Source organism: Rahnella sp. R3(2024), from assembly GCF_042920125.1.
In the GTDB taxonomy this organism is placed as follows: domain Bacteria; phylum Pseudomonadota; class Gammaproteobacteria; order Enterobacterales; family Enterobacteriaceae; genus Rahnella; species Rahnella rivi.
This window is the reverse complement of sequence record NZ_JBHGBU010000001.1, coordinates 635,209-649,883: the sequence shown is the minus strand read 5'-3', so window position 1 is coordinate 649,883 and position 14,675 is coordinate 635,209. Positions and strand designations below refer to the sequence as shown.

Here is a 14,675-nt window from a genome sequence, read left to right as displayed (position 1 = left end):
TTTCTCAATAAACGTAAGAAACGGGCAGCAGGTGTAAGAAAATTATCAGCATTATCTCACTGAAAGATAAAGGTTTCGTTAATCCTGTTACATTATCACATTGGAAGAAACGAATGAATTTGAACGAAAATACGCGGCCCGGAGTCTGAATAGTCCTAAGGAGTGTTTTCAATCCTCCGGTACGAGCGGTCAACATGACGTAAACAGACTCACCAAAGAGCCATTTATTACCAATGCAAAAATTACGATTACTTTCGCAACAGAGCATTTTTCTGTTCATTGCGCTTTATCTTGGGATCCTGCTTAACCTTCCGATTTTCTTCCGACGTTACTCCCAGTTGCACTATGACAATGCGTTGTCGATCGCCGTTGAAATGCTGGCCGCCTTTGCGCTGGTCTATTTCCTGTGTGTGCTGCTGTCGTTTACCGGGAAAACGGTCTTCCGCATTCTGATGAGCGTGGTGGTGATCTCTTCCGCCGCGGCCAGCTACTACATGATCCTGTTCAACGTCGATATCGGTTACGGTATTTTGGCGGCGGCACTGGCGTCAGATTCCATTGATTTATCGAAAGAATCCATCGGAACCCATTTCATCGCCTGGACGGTGCTGGTCAGCCTGATCCCGGTACTGCTGTTGTGGCTGAGCACCATGCCCGGCGCGGCATTCAGAGAAACCACCCTGAAAAAACTGGCAGTGAAACTCGTTCTGCTGGTCGTCTCCGGTTTGCTCTGTTACCTGCCGCTGCAAATGATGGGCAAAGTGCAGGATCGTCATGATCTGGTGAATAACCGCATGATGGCAAGCTACGGCGGCGTGGTGGCGGGTACTTATTCGCCGTCCAACTGGCTTTCGGCGCTGGGGCTGTATGTCTACAGCAGCTACAGCCAGGCGGAAGACACCAAAAACCTGTTCGATCCGGCCAAACATTTCACCTATAACGAACCGGCAGATGCCAAAGACATGTACGTGGTGTTTGTGATTGGTGAAAGTGCACGTCGCGATCACATGGGGCTGTATGGCTACGATCGTGATAACACGCCGAATCTCGATAAAGAGAAGAATCTTGTGGCCTTGCAGGGCTATTCCTGCGACACCGCCACCAAGCTTTCCCTGCGCTGTATGTTTGTGCGCGAGGGCGGGGCGTCTGAAGCGCCGCAGCGCACGCTCAAGGAAGCCAACGTGTTCTCCGTGCTGAAAAGCAAAGGCTGGAGCTCGGAGTTGTATTCCATGCAAAGTGAAGCCTGGTTCTACAACAAAACCCGCGCCGACGATTATTCCCTGCGTGAAAACATTGCTTCTGAGAAGCGCAACGCCGGTAAGCCGGTCGATGACATGTTGCTGATCGATGAAATGAAAGATTCGCTGAATAACCATCCGAACGGTAAACATCTGATCATCCTGCACACCAAAGGGTCGCATTATCTCTATTCCGACCGCTATCCGCGTTCATTCGCCAAATATCAGCCGGAATGCATGGGCATTGACGATTCCTGTTCTACCCAGGAGATGATCAACGCCTACGACAACTCACTGCTGTATACCGATTATTTCCTGTCGCAGGTGTTTGACCAGTTGCGCGATAAAAACGCCATCGTGTTCTACGCATCCGATCACGGCGAGTCGATTTCGAAAAGTATGCACTTCCACGGCACACCGCGGGATCACGCGCCACCTGAGCAGCGTACCGTGCCGATTATGGTCTGGGCGTCGGACAAATTCCTCGCCAACGATCAGAACAGAGCCGGTTTCGAACAGCTGCAAAAAATGGCTGCGCAGAAGAAGCCTGCTTTCCATGAAAAACTGTATGACACCCTGCTCGGCTGTATCGGCTACACGTCTCCGGACGGCGGGATTGTCCAGCAGCATAACTGGTGCCACGTAGCCGATAAGGCCGCACCGGCAAAATAACCCTCGCCCGACGTCGCCATCTTTTTCTTCAACCAGAAAAGGTGGCGACATCCTTCTGGTCGTTCCTCGTTTTTTAAGTCACAATCGCTTAACAAGGTATTGAGAGTATTCTCTTCTGCTATTTTTTTATCAGGGCTGATGACCGATGGAAGCACTTCGAATTACAGTTTGCGTACTGACGGTCATAATGACCCTTCTGACGCTGCTGCCCCTCTCCCGCAATCAACACTGGTGGGTGCGGGTATGGGATTTCCCCCGCCTGCAAATGGCGTCTTTATGCTTACTTTTCCTGCTGACTGAGCTGTACATTCTGCCGTTTGGCGGCGTGCTCTCGACCATCACCATCGTGCTGACGGTGGCCTGCATGCTCTATCAGAGCTGGTGGATTTTGCCCTATACGCGTCTGCATCCGGTGCAGGTCAAAAAAGTCGCGCCGAACGGGCATTCCCGCATCAAAATTATTAACAGCAACGTCCTGACCACCAACCGTCAGGCCGGTAAATTACTGAGCCTTATCCAGCAAAATAAGCCCGATATCGTGGTGCTGCTGGAAACGGATCAGTGGTGGGAAGATCAGATGGCACCGCTTGAGCCAGATTATCCGCACAGCCTGCGCTGCCCGCTGGATAATCTCTACGGCATGCACGTTTACTCGCGGCTGCCGCTTCACGACGCGCAGATTCAGTATCTGGTGGCCGACGATATTCCGTCGATGCATTTTCGCGCCGAACTGGCCTCCGGGGAACAGGTCGTGCTGCACTGCCTGCACCCGATGCCGCCAAGCCCGACCGAAGCCGATGAATCCACTGACCGCGACGGTGAGCTTATCGCCGTCGGGCACACCGCGGCCAAAGCGACCTATCCGACCATTGTGACCGGCGACCTGAACGACGTCGCATGGTCACGCACCACGCGCCTGTTCATGAAAGTCAGCGGTCTGCTCGACCCGCGTCGTGGCCGTGGCATGTACAACACCTTCCACGCCAGTTATCCGTTCCTGCGCTGGCCGCTGGATCACGTTTTCCACAGTAAACATTTCACGCTCATCAGCCTGCAACGCCTCGGATTCATGGGCTCAGATCACTTTCCCATCATGGTCGAACTGGCGCTGACGCCCCAGGAAGGGCAGGATCAGGAATCACTGGAAATCGATAATGAAGACATTGAAGAAGCCGAGGAAAAAATGCAGATCGCGGGTGTGAAAACCAGCGATGTGCACAGGGCGGAAAAACTGAACCAGCCGGTCTTCGGTCTGTAATCATGACCAGCGAACGTGCGCGTTTGCCACTGGCCGAAGACTTACGGGTTTTTCTGGCGGTCGTGAATAAGCAGAGTTTTGCCGCCGCCGCCACGGAGCTCGGGCAGTCTCCGGCCTATGTCAGCAAACGCATTCAGATCCTCGAAGAGTCGCTGAATTGCCGTTTGCTGCACCGTTCGACCCGCGGCGTACGGCTGACCGAAGACGGTGAACGCACGCAGCGCTGGGCACTGCAAATCCTCGATACGTTTGATCACTTCATCGGCGACCTGTCGGATTCGCGCAGTGAAGCGCGCGGCAACGTGCATATCTGCAGCTCGTTCGGTTTCGGACGCTGCCATGTGGCGCCGGCAGTGGCCGAGCTGGCCGAGCGTTATCCGCAACTGAATCTCCGCCTTGATCTGTTTGACCGCGTGGTCGATCTGGTTGCAGAAGGTATTGATCTGGAAATTCTGGTGGGCGATGACATTCCGGAGCAGCACATCGGTAAAAAACTGGCAGAGCATCAGCGGATCCTCTGCGCATCCCCGGAGTATCTGGCCGCCCACGGCGAGCCGGATTCGCCGGAAGCGCTCGCACAGCATCAGTGTCTGGTGCTCAAAGAGCGCGACAATCCTTTCGGACTCTGGTCGCTGACCGCAGAAGGCGAGGAGCACCGGGTCAGGGTGAAAGGGGCGCTGTCGTCTAACAGTGGCGAAGTGGTGTTGCAGTGGGCGCTCCGGCACCACGGCATCATTTTGCGCTCGCAGTGGGACGTGCAGCCTTACATTGCGCGGGGCGAGCTTGTGCAGGTGTTACCGCAATTCTCCCAGCCCGCCAGCGTCTGGGCGGTATATCCCACGCGGCTGGCGGACTCGGCAAAATTGCGGGTGTGCGTTGAGTTTCTGCATCAGCGTTTCAGCCAGTTACTGGGCTGACGCCGGTTTCGTGGTCAAGCGTTACGCCAGCCACGGATTGCGCTGCAAATGCCCTTGCTGAAACTCACGGATTTCATCGCCGTATTGCAGTGTGGTGCCGATAGCATCCAGCCCGTTGAGCAGCGAAACCTTACTCAGCTCATCGATTGCAAAATCAATCACTTCACCGTTTTGCAGGCCAATCCGTTGCGCCGGCAGATCCAGGGTAATTTTGTTTTTGTCGCCGTGAACCACTTCCTGCGCAATCTGCGCCCACTGCTTGGGATCCAGCTGTACCGTCAGCACGCCGTTGCGCTGACAGTTATCGAAGAAAATCCCCGCAAACGTCGTGCCGATCAGCGCCCGGATCCCGAGCTGTTTCAGCCCCCATACCGCATGTTCACGGCTGGAGCCGCAGCCAAAATTTGGCCCGACCAGTAAGAATTTGGCATTCTGCCACTCAGGCTGATTGAGGATAAACGCCGGATCGGGCGAGCCGTCCGCCAGGAAACGCAAATCGAAAAACACCCCGCGATCCAGCCCGTTGCGGTCGATGCCCTTGAGAAACTGTTTCGGCATGATCACATCGGTATCTACGTTCGCCGCAGGCAACGGCGCGGCAATACCGGTCAGTACGTTAAATGCTTCCATGATTTCTCCTTACAGGTCGCGGACATCGGTCAGATGGCCGCAAATGGCCGCCGCTGCCACCATCGCCGGGCTCATCAGGTGGGTACGTGCGCCCGCGCCCTGGCGGCCTTCAAAATTACGGTTTGTGCTGGATGCGCAGCGGTCGCCGGGGGCGAGCACGTCGTCGTTCATCGCCAGACACATCGAGCACCCTGATTGACGCCATTCGAAACCGGCCTGAATAAATATGTCTGCCAGACCTTCCTGCTCAGCCTGCGCGCGCACCTGGCTGGAGCCGGGCACGATCATTGCGCGTACGGTCGGTGCGACGGTTTTACCGCGAACCACTTCGGCGGCAGCGCGTAAATCCTCGATGCGCGCGTTAGTGCAGGAACCGATAAACGCATGGCTGATGCGAATACTGTTCAGCGCCTGACCGGCGCGCAGCCCCATGTACTGCAACGCACGCTGTAAATCCTTGCGGCGTGAGGCATCTGATTCTGCCAGCGGGTCCGGTACCTGGCCGTGAATCGCCTGCGCCTGATCGGGGCTGGTGCCCCAGCTGACCATCGGCGCAATTTCTGCGGCGCTCAGTTCAACTTCGCGGTCAAATACGGCGTCCGCATCGCTGTGCAATTCACGCCAGACATTCACGGCGTCCGTCCATTGCTGGCCTTTCGGCGCACGCGGCTTGTCTTTCAGGTAATCAAACACTTTGTCGTCGGGAGCCATAAACGCCCCGCGCGCCCCGGCTTCAACGGCCATATTGCATATCGTCATGCGGCCTTCCACGCTCAGCATGTCGATGCCCTGACCGCAGAATTCGATGGCATAACCGGTCGCGCCCGCCGCGCCGATTTTTGCCACCAGCGCCATCACCACGTCTTTGGCGGTGATGCCGGTTTTCAGTTCACCGCTGACGGTGACGCGCATCGTTTTCAGGCGTTTATAGACCAGCGTTTGCGTGGCCAGCAGGTGCTCAATTTCGGACGTGCCGATACCAAAACCAAACGCGCCTAACGCGCCGTAGGTAGTGGTGTGGCTGTCTCCGGCGGCAATCACCATGCCGGGCAAAATAAAGCCCTGTTCCGGTGCCACCACATGTTCGATGCCCTGACGCTTATCGAGAATATCAAACAGCTCGATGCCAAATTCGGCGCAGTTTTCTGCCAGATAGGACACCTGACGCGCCCCCCCGGCATCCGGCATCTGGCGGGTGCGTAACGGCGTCGTCGGGTTAACGTGATCGACCACCGCCAGCGAGGTTTCAGGCCGCCAGACGCGACGGTTCGCCTCGCGCAAACCGCTGAACGCCTGCGGGCTGGTGTATTCGTTAATCACCTGCCGGTCGATGTAAAGCAACACGTGGCCTTTATCATCCAGCGCGCGGACGCTGTGGCTGTCGATATGTTTTTCATACAGCGTTTTTGGCTTCATTTTATTGCCCTGATAAACGTAACGGATAATGCCAGCGTCGCAACTTCGCGGTTATCGGGCAACGGCCTGAGTGTGGTGCGTCAAAACACAGATCGTAAACCGGCGATCTTCATTTGTGGCCTTGTTGCTGACCGGCCAGCGGCTAAGATGGGTAAAAAAGGAGAAAACCCATGTTTGAACATTTTACCCAAGGCCGGATGGCGGTCAGCGGAACGGAGATTGCCTACCGCATCGCCGGGCAGGGCGAGCCGCTGTTATTGCTGCACGGACACCCGCAAACTCAGGCGATCTGGCATAGCGTCGCGCCGCACCTCACTTCTCAGTTCACCGTGGTGCTGGCTGATTTACGCGGTTACGGCGACAGCGGTAAACCCGAACCGGACGCGGAGCATCTGCGCTACAGCAATCGCGAAATGGCGCAGGATCAGCTCGAGCTGATGGCCGCGCTCGGTTTCAGCCAGTTCAGCGTGATCGCCCACGACCGCGGAGCGCGGGTCGCACATCGGCTGGCGCTCGACCACCCGCAGGCAGTGAAGCGGATGGTGCTGATGGACATCGCGCCGACGCTTGCGATGTATCAGCAAACCAGCGAGGCCTTTGCGCGCGCTTACTGGCACTGGTTCTTTCTGATCCGCCCGGCACCGCTGCCGGAAACCCTTATCCGGGCAGATCCTGATCTCTACCTGCGCAGCGTAATGGGCAGCCGCAGCGCCGGTATGCAACCTTTCACCGACGAAGCTTACGCAGATTATTTGCGTTGTCTGCAACTTGATGGGACGGCGCGCGGAATTTGCGAGGACTATCGGGCTTCTGCTGCGGTAGACCTGCAACACGATCAGATTGACCGGAATGCATCCCGCAAAGTGCGTTGTCCGCTGTTGATCCTGTGGGGCGAAAAAGGCACTGTCGGCACCTGTTTTGCGCCGCTGGAGGAATGGGCAAAGGTGGCGGAAGACGTTCAGGGAGAGGCGTTGCCGTGCGGGCATTATCTTGCTGAAGAACAACCGCAACTGTTGCTGGAGAAAGTGCTGCCGTTTCTTCGCTGACGTGGCGGATGTTCTGACGTGTATAAAAAAACCCGCATTGCGCGGGTTTTTTGTGAGCTCAGATTATACCGGTTGTTCCGGGAAGGTGAGGGTGTTACCCGGCGCTTCACGGTTGATGTGCAGGAAATTCAGATGACGTTCGTACTGATCAAGAATGTCATTGATCACCTGATGTTTGGTGAAGTCCATCAGGTCATTACCCTGCGTGCCTTCCAGCAGGAAGGTTTCCAGACGGTAATAATGCGATTTACCGGCGCGTGCGCGATAGGTAAAGGCGGGAACCGCATAGCGCACCGGCCAGATCTGATAGACAAAGTTTTGCTCTTCGCCCAGCGCGACCTGCAATTCCAGCGGCCCGATTTTCTCGTCTTCCTGAGGCTCGTGCTCGTTAAAGGTCACTTTTGCCCCGCGCAGTTCCAGTTCCTGCGCCACTTCCTGCATCGCAGGGCGGCACACGTTATCCATCATTTTCTGGGTATGGCGCGTGCCCGGATAATTCATCACCCGTGACAGACGCTGTTTCCAGTTCAGCGCGGCGTCACTGGTTGCGGGCAGCGGAGCCATTGTCTGCTGGCTGCTGGCGCGGCGGTAATCCTCCAGACGCAGTGATTTATACAAGCCGGCCATGATGAAGAAGATCACAAAACTGAACGGCAGCCCCATGATCACCGTGGTGTTTTGCAGCGCCGAAACCCCGTCGGTCATCAGCATGCCCAGCGTCAGCACGCCGATGGTGACCGACCAGAAGATCCGCAGCCAGTTAGGGGCATCGTTGTTAATGTCAGCCAGTTTTGAGGTGAAATTCCCCAGCACCAGCGAGCCGGAATCCGCCGACGTGACATAAAACAGCAGGCCGGTGATGGTGGCGACAGAAGCACTCAGGGTAAAGCCCGGATACTGCGCCAGCAGGCTGTAAACGCCGCGCTCAGGGTGTGCAATCACTTCGTTGGCGAAATCCAGATTGCCATGCAGGATCTGGTACAACGCGCTGTTACCGAAAATCGACAGCCACAGCAGGGTGAAGACAAACGGTATGATCAACGTGCCGAGCACGAACTGACGGATGGTGCGCCCGCGCGAAATACGCGCCAGGAACAGGCCGACAAACGGCGACCAGGCCACCCACCAGGCCCAGAAGAACAAGGTCCAGCTGTTCATCCATTCGGTCGGGCGGTCAAAGGCAAAGGTGTTGAGCGTCATGCCCATAAAGCGGTTGATGTAATCGCCGATATTGAGCACCAGCGCATTAAGCAGGAATTCGGTATTGCCGAAGAACAGCAGGAACAGAATCAGCCCCAGCGCCAGCAGCACGTTGAGTTCCGACAGAATACGGATGCCTTTGTTCACACCGGAGGTCACCGACACCGTCGCCATAATCACCGAAAGCAGGATCAGTGCCGCCTGAACGGTCAGGTTTTCCGGGATCTGGAACAGCACTTTCAGCCCGTAATTCAGCTGAACCACGCCGATACCGAGCGTGGTGGCGATACCAAAAATGGTGCCGACCACGGCAGCGATATCCACGCTGTGGCCGATAGGCCCGTTAATGCGTTTGCCGAAAATGGGGTACAGCGCCGAACGGATGGTCAGCGGCAGGTTATAGCGGTAGCTGAAATAGCCGAGCGCAATCCCCATCAGCGCGTACATCGCCCAGCCAGTCAGGCCGTAGTGGAACAGCGTCCAGGTCATTGCCTGCCGCGCGGCTTCCAGCGTTTGCCCGTTGCCTTCGGGCGGCAGCATGTATTGCGTCACCGGTTCGGCGACCGAGAAGAACATCAGGTCGATACCGATCCCGGCGGCAAACAGCATGGCCGCCCAGCTCATCATGCTGAATTCGGGTTTGGATTGTTCAGGACCGAGTTTGATCGAGCCGAAGCGCGAGCAGGCAATGAACACTACAAACACGATGTACAGCGTCGCTGCCAGCATGTAATACCAGCCGAAGGTGGCGGATACCCAGTTAAGGGTCAGGCTTATCCATTTTCCGGAAAAATCGGTGAAGAAAATGGTCATTAATGTGAAGGCTAAAATCAGACCGGCGGAGGTGAAGAACACCACCTTGTTCAGCTGGTCCCGAGGTTTCTCAGCATGTTTTTCTGTCGTATCGGCAGTCGCCATGTTTTCCCCTGATGTGTTAATTACTTTCTAATTTTCAATAAAATAGACGCTACTTCATCTCAAAATTCATACAAATTACTAACGTATTGGTAATAAAATATATGCATTTTTAATTGAACGTTCAATCAAAAAAAAGTTAAATAGGTGACGTCAGAGCGTTAACAAGGTTGAGCGACAGCGTAAAAAAAAGGTTTTTTAAGCGCGTTTCAACCCGCTCATTTTCAGGAGCCGGAACCATGCCCAAAGTAGGAATGCAGCCCATAAGACGGCAGCAATTGATTGAGGCAACCCTGGCAGCGGTGAACGAAGTCGGCATGCATGATGCCTCGATTTCGCAAATCGCCCGCCGGGCTGGCGTCTCCAACGGCATCATCAGTCACTACTTTCGTGACAAGAATGGGCTGCTGGAAGCGACCATGCGTTATTTGCTCAGTCATCTGGGGGAAGGGGTGCAGTTGCGGTTATCGCAGCTGACGGATACCGCACCGACGGCGCGGCTGCATGCAATTGCAGAAGCCAATTTTGACGACAGTCAGACCAACAGCGCGGCGATGAAAACCTGGCTGGCCTTCTGGGCGAGCAGTATGCATCACCCGCAGTTGTACCGGCTGCAACAGGTCAACAGCCGCCGGCTCTATTCAAATTTATGTTCTGAATTCAGACGTTTTCTGCCGAAAAAAGAGGCGCGTCTTGCGGCGCAAAGCACTGCCGCACTGATTGATGGCCTGTGGCTGCGCGGCGCACTCAGCGGTAAAGAGTTCAACCGCGCCGAGGCGATGCAAATCACCCGCCGCCACATTGAATCACAGCTCACCTGAGCACAGCAGAAAACTTTCAGACCGCACAGACCGAGGAGAGATGTATGTCCCGCTACGGCAAGCAAAAACTTTATATCAACGGGCGTTTTCAGGACAGCACCGGTGATGAAACCTTTGATGCAGTGAACCCGGCCAACGGCGAGGTGATTGCGACCCTGCCATCCGCCACGCAGGAAGATGTCGATCTGGCGGTGAAATCCGCGCAGAAAGGCCAGAAAGTCTGGGCAGCGATGACCGCCATGAGCCGCTCGCGCATCTTGCGCCGCGCCGTGGACATTCTGCGTGAGCGTAACGACGAACTGGCGGCCATCGAAACCGCCGACACCGGTAAACCGCTGTCTGAAACGCTGGCCGTCGATATCGTGACCGGCGCGGATGTGCTTGAGTATTACGCAGGCCTGATCCCGGCGATTGAAGGCCAGCAAATTCCGCTGCGCGATTCTTCCTTCGTCTACACCCGCCGCGAGCCGCTGGGCGTGGTCGCCGGGATCGGTGCCTGGAACTACCCGATTCAGATAGCGCTGTGGAAATCCGCTCCGGCGCTGGCAGCGGGTAACGCGATGGTGTTTAAACCGAGCGAAAATACCTCACTGACCGCCCTGAAACTGGCCGAAATTTACAGCGAAGCGGGCGTGCCGGATGGCGTGTTCAGCGTGGTGACAGGTGCGGCCAGCGTCGGGCAGGCGTTAACCGATCATCCGGATATCGCTAAAGTCTCGTTCACCGGCGGCATCAAAACCGGCAAAAAAGTCATGGCCAGCGCCTCGGCTTCCACGCTGAAAGAAGTGACCATGGAACTGGGCGGCAAGTCGCCGCTGATCATCTTTGACGATGCGGATCTCGATAAAGCCGCTGACATCGCGATGATGGCGAACTTCTACAGCTCAGGCCAGGTGTGCACCAACGGCACCCGGGTGTTTGTGCCAAAAACGTTACATAAAGCCTTTGAAGCCAAAATACTGGAGCGCGTGAAACGCATCCGTGCGGGCGATCCGACTGACGAAAACGTCAACTTCGGCCCGCTGGTGAGCTTTGCGCACATGGAATCCGTGCTGCGTTACATCGAAAGCGGCAAACAGGAAGGCGCGACGCTGCTGACCGGCGGTGAGCGCATGACCGGCGGGGAATACGCCAAAGGCGCTTACGTTGCGCCGACGGTCTTTACCGACTGCCGCGATGACATGCTGATCGTCCGTGAAGAGATCTTCGGGCCGGTGATGAGCATCCTGACCTATGAAAGCGAAGAAGAAGTGATCCGCCGCGCCAATGATACCGAATACGGTCTGGCGGCCGGACTGGTGACGCAGGATCTCAACCGCGCGCACCGCGTGATCCACAAACTCGAAGCCGGGATTTGCTGGATCAACACCTGGGGCGAATCCGCCGCAGAAATGCCGGTGGGTGGCTATAAACATTCCGGCGTCGGGCGCGAAAATGGCATCACCACGCTTGAGCATTACACCCAAATCAAATCCGTGCAGGTCGAACTGGGCGAATTCAGCTCAGTCTTTTAATCCGCCGCAACAGAGGAGATTTTAATGGATTACGATTACATCATTATCGGTGCCGGTTCCGCTGGCAACGTACTCGCCACCCGCCTGACCGAAGACAGCAGCGTGAGCGTGCTGTTACTCGAAGCCGGTGGCCCGGATTACCGTCTGGATTTCCGCACGCAGATGCCTGCGGCGCTGGCGTTCCCGCTGCAGGGGCGTCGTTACAACTGGGCGTATGAAACTGACCCGGAACCGCACATGAACAACCGCCGTATGGAATGCGGGCGCGGTAAAGGTCTGGGCGGCTCATCGCTGATTAACGGCATGTGCTACATCCGCGGTAACGCGATGGATTTCGACAACTGGGCGAAAGCGCCGGGTCTGGAAGACTGGAGTTATCTGGACTGCCTGCCGTATTTCCGTAAAGCGGAAACCCGTGATATCGGCCCGAACGATTTCCACGGCGGTGAAGGGCCGGTCAGCGTCGCGACGCCAAAAAATGGCAACAATCCGTTGTTTGCAGCGATGATCGAAGCCGGTGCGCAGGCGGGCTATTCCCGCACTGACGATCTGAACGGCTACAAACAGGAAGGTTTCGGCCCGATGGACCGTACCGTGACGCCAAAAGGCCGCCGCGCCAGCACTGCCCGTGGCTATCTGGATCAGGCCAAACCGCGTGCCAATCTGACCATTGTGACGCACGCGCTGACCGACAGAATTCTGTTCGACGGCAAGCGCGCCGTGGGCGTCAGCTATTTCAAAGGCGACGATTACAACGCGAAAACGGCAAACGCGAAACGCGAAGTGCTGCTGTGCAGCGGTGCGATTGCGTCACCGCAAATCCTGCAACGTTCCGGCGTCGGCGCGGCTGAACTGCTGAACCGTCTGGAGATCCCGCTGGTGCATGATCTGCCGGGTGTCGGCGAAAATCTCCAGGATCACCTGGAGATGTACCTGCAATACAGCTGCACCCAGCCGGTGTCTTTGTACCCGGCATTGCAGATGCATAACCAGCCCGCGATTGGGGCAGAGTGGCTGTTTAAAGGCACCGGCGTGGGGGCCAGCAATCAGTTTGAAGCGGGCGGTTTTATCCGCAGCCGTGAAGAATTTACCTGGCCGAATATTCAGTATCATTTCCTGCCGGTGGCGATCAATTACAACGGCAGCAACGCGGTGAAAGAGCACGGTTTCCAGGCACACGTCGGTTCCATGCGCTCACCAAGCCGTGGCCGCGTGCAGGTGAAATCAAAAGATCCGCGCCAGCACCCGAGCATTCTGTTCAACTACATGTCGACAGAGCAGGACTGGCATGAGTTCCGCGATGCCATCCGCATCACCCGTGAAATCATGAATCAGCCCGCGCTGGATAAATACCGTGGCCGGGAAATCAGTCCGGGCGAGAACGTGCAGACTGACGAAGAACTGGATGCGTTTATCCGCGAACATGCGGAAACCGCCTTCCATCCGTCGTGTACCTGTAAAATGGGCAGCGATGAGATGGCGGTCGTGGACGGCGAAGGGCGCGTTCACGGCATCGAAAGCCTGCGCGTGGTGGATGCGTCCATCATGCCGCAGATCATTACCGGCAACCTGAACGCGACAACCATCATGATCGCCGAAAAAATTGCCGATAAAATCCGTGGCCGTCAGTCCCTGCCGCGCAGCACCGCGGAGTATTACACCGCAGGCGACACACCGGTTCGCACCGAGCCGATGAAAAAAACCGCCTGATAATTTGGCTGTAAAATCTGTGTTAAAAAGAGATATTCTCAGGAATATCTCTTTTTTTTGGCTTTCAGAAACAGGCAGGGCACTTCTTCATGACCGACTCATCATCGCTTCACTGGCAGGATTATCATCACAGCGACCTGAACGCAGCGCAGCTTTACGCCATTCTGGCGCTGAGAACGGAAGTTTTTATCGTGGAACAAAACTGTGTTTATCAGGATATCGACGGGCAGGATCTGGCCGGTGAAAACCGGCATATCGTCGCCTGGCTGGAAGGAAAACCTGCCGCCTACGCGCGGATCCTGCGCCATGCCGATGACGTGGCGATCGGGCGGGTGATTGTCGCCCCGTCAGCCCGCGGCCTGAAGCTGGGGTATCAGCTGATGGAACAGGCACTGGCAGCCTGCGATAAACACTGGCCGGGTGCGCGCGTGGTGATTTCCGCACAGGCGCATTTACAAGGGTTTTACGGCCGGCTGGGGTTTGTGGCGAATACCGACATTTATGATGAAGATGGGATAGCGCATGTGGGGATGGTGTTGGGGGGCTTTTAGCTTTTAGCATTAAGCTTTAAGCTTTAAGGTCAACACCGTGGGTTGCCACCCACACCGGCCTTAAGGGTGGCTTATCGCCGCCACCCTTAAGAATCCCGGGCTCTTTTTACTGCGCGCTTCGCTGGGACGATGGACATGTTCTGATGCATCAGTGAGTGGCGTAAATTCAGGTGCTTCGCAATGCCTTCTCTCGGTCTTCGAGCCATAGGTCTCGAAGCCGCTCCGTTCAGCTGAATTTTGAGCACGCCAATCAACTTTTTCTAAAAGATAAATCTGTTCTGTTCTTGAATTTAAGATCTTGCGGGCGATTCAGAAATCTTGCTGAAAGGAGTGGCCTGAAGACCTCAGGCTTCAGGACCGGGAGAAGGCACCGCGCAGCGGCAAGATTTGCAGCCTGTCGCGGTGATACCTTTAGAATTCCGGGCTCTTAAACTGCGCGCTCCGCTCGCTGGCTATGTTTCAGATGATGAAGTGATAGTCGCAAAATCCCGCCGCTGCGCGGTGCCCTCCGTTCGGGTTACAACCCGCGTAAAAAAACGCGCGGTTTTCCACCTCTCCTCCGGCGTGATTTTTGAAAGCGGCCGCAGGCTTATACTGCACAACCTTGCTGTTTATTTTCCCTGAAAAGCAGAGCGATTTTGAATTTAAATTTAAGATCCTGCGGGCGATTCAGAAATCTTGCTGAACGGAGCGGCCTGAAGCCATAGGTCCCGAAGCCGCTTTGTTCAGCTGAATGTTGAGCACGCCAATCAACTTTTTCTAAAAGATAAATCTATTTTGTTCTTGA

The 14,675-nt window shown here is 55.9% G+C and carries 11 protein-coding genes; 8 read left to right on the top strand and 3 right to left on the bottom strand.

Features of this window, described 5'->3' with window-relative positions; translation table 11 throughout:
• Positions 1-233: 233 nt before the first annotated feature.
• From eptB to ABSH60_RS02835, 3 genes are all read left to right on the top strand, one after another.
• The gene (eptB, locus tag ABSH60_RS02845) at positions 234-1,910 is read left to right on the top strand and encodes a kdo(2)-lipid A phosphoethanolamine 7''-transferase (RefSeq protein ID WP_183847693.1); all 1,677 of its coding nucleotides are present in this window, start codon (positions 234-236) and stop codon (positions 1,908-1,910) included.
• 145 nt (positions 1,911-2,055) lie between these two features.
• On the top strand, positions 2,056-3,168 hold the full coding sequence (locus ABSH60_RS02840; RefSeq protein ID WP_390972603.1) for an endonuclease/exonuclease/phosphatase family protein: 1,113 nt from the start codon (positions 2,056-2,058) through the stop codon (positions 3,166-3,168).
• Positions 3,169-3,170: 2 nt separating this feature from the next.
• Positions 3,171-4,085, top strand: coding sequence for a LysR substrate-binding domain-containing protein (locus tag ABSH60_RS02835; RefSeq protein ID WP_183847691.1), 915 nt, complete (start codon positions 3,171-3,173; stop codon positions 4,083-4,085).
• 21 nt (positions 4,086-4,106) lie between these two features.
• Here ABSH60_RS02835 and leuD read toward each other — a convergent pair whose 3' ends face one another.
• Positions 4,107-4,715, bottom strand: coding sequence for a 3-isopropylmalate dehydratase small subunit (gene leuD, locus ABSH60_RS02830; protein ID WP_390972601.1), 609 nt, complete (start codon positions 4,713-4,715; stop codon positions 4,107-4,109).
• Between the two features lie 9 nt (positions 4,716-4,724).
• On the bottom strand, positions 4,725-6,131 hold the full coding sequence (leuC, locus tag ABSH60_RS02825; protein ID WP_056769137.1) for a 3-isopropylmalate dehydratase large subunit: 1,407 nt from the start codon (positions 6,129-6,131) through the stop codon (positions 4,725-4,727).
• A gap of 170 nt (positions 6,132-6,301) precedes the next feature.
• On the opposite strand from leuC, the gene ABSH60_RS02820 reads away from it, so the two are divergent.
• Positions 6,302-7,177: an alpha/beta fold hydrolase gene (locus ABSH60_RS02820; RefSeq protein ID WP_390972599.1), complete on the top strand. Its 876-nt coding sequence runs from the start codon at positions 6,302-6,304 to the stop codon at positions 7,175-7,177.
• Between the two features lie 63 nt (positions 7,178-7,240).
• Here ABSH60_RS02820 and ABSH60_RS02815 read toward each other — a convergent pair whose 3' ends face one another.
• A complete protein-coding gene (locus tag ABSH60_RS02815) occupies positions 7,241-9,295 on the bottom strand; it encodes a choline transporter (RefSeq protein ID WP_122094677.1) in 2,055 nt (684 codons plus the stop codon).
• 236 nt (positions 9,296-9,531) lie between these two features.
• On the opposite strand from ABSH60_RS02815, the gene betI reads away from it, so the two are divergent.
• The 4 genes from betI (at position 9,532) to ABSH60_RS02795 (ending at position 13,888) form a co-directional block, all read left to right on the top strand.
• Positions 9,532-10,113 (top strand): transcriptional regulator BetI, encoded by a 582-nt coding sequence (betI, locus tag ABSH60_RS02810; RefSeq protein WP_122094679.1) that lies wholly within the window; start codon positions 9,532-9,534, stop codon positions 10,111-10,113.
• Between the two features lie 44 nt (positions 10,114-10,157).
• Positions 10,158-11,627, top strand: a complete 1,470-nt coding sequence (gene betB, locus ABSH60_RS02805; protein ID WP_136377498.1) for a betaine-aldehyde dehydrogenase — start codon at positions 10,158-10,160, stop codon at positions 11,625-11,627.
• A 24-nt stretch (positions 11,628-11,651) separates the two neighbouring features.
• Complete coding sequence (gene betA / locus ABSH60_RS02800) at positions 11,652-13,337, top strand: choline dehydrogenase (protein WP_183847680.1); 1,686 nt, start codon at positions 11,652-11,654, stop codon at positions 13,335-13,337.
• 89 nt (positions 13,338-13,426) lie between these two features.
• Entirely contained in the window at positions 13,427-13,888 is a 462-nt protein-coding gene (locus tag ABSH60_RS02795; RefSeq protein WP_183847678.1) for a GNAT family N-acetyltransferase, read from the top strand.
• Positions 13,889-14,675 lie beyond the last annotated feature (787 nt).